The 682-nt window shown below is 61.6% G+C and carries 2 protein-coding genes; both read left to right on the top strand.

All coding sequences use genetic code 11. The features are described 5' to 3' along the window. On the top strand, positions 1 to 380 hold a 380-nt coding region (locus tag AC1DU6_RS34175), incomplete at its 5' end, for an ATP-binding cassette domain-containing protein (RefSeq protein ID WP_477862875.1). Positions 381 to 388: 8 nt separating this feature from the next. Further along, positions 389 to 682 (top strand): 3-hydroxyacyl-CoA dehydrogenase NAD-binding domain-containing protein (locus AC1DU6_RS34170; RefSeq protein ID WP_477862873.1); only part of this gene is annotated, 294 nt, incomplete at its 3' end.

The raw sequence follows: 682 nt of genomic DNA, 5'->3' as shown, positions 1-682 counted from the left end.
ATGGTGTGCATTGGACCCGCGAGCGCATCTACGACTATTTCCCGCGCATTCGTGAGCGTCTCGACAGCCCCGCCGATTATCTGTCAGGCGGCGAGCAGCAGATGGTGGCCGTGGCGCGCGCGCTGTCGGGCGACGTCCGCGTCTTGTTGCTGGATGAGCCGTTCGAAGGATTGGCGCCCGCGGTCGTGGAGCAGTTGTTTGAAACCTTCGACCGGCTCCGCAAGGAAATTGCCATCATCATCGTCGACCATAATCTCGATCTGGCTTTGGCTTTGTCCGATTCGACGGTGGCGCTGGAGCGGGGCAAGGTAATTCATCAGGGGTCGTCGAAGGCCCTGCGTGACGATCTCGATCTGCGCCGCAAGGTGCTGTGGCTGTGAGAGCATCAATGACACTGAACAATCGACATGTAGCGATCGTCGGCGTTGGCTTGATTGGGCGGGCCTGGGCAACGATCTTCGCCCGCGCAGGCTGGACCGTGCGATTGACCGATCCGCATCGCCCGACGCTGGATGCTGCGCCCGGGCTTATTCGCGATGAACTGCACGCGCTCGCCCGCCACAGACTGGCCAACGATCCCGACGGGGCTGCCGGACGCATTTCGATTGCTGGGAGCTTGGCCGATGCGGTGAAGGACGTTGCCTTCGTGCAGGAGAACGGCCCTGAAAATGTCGATCAGAAG

It is taken from the genome of Roseateles sp. P5_B10 (assembly GCF_056400485.1).
Note: the sequence above shows the minus strand (reverse complement) of the source record. Positions and strands in the feature narration are given on the sequence as shown.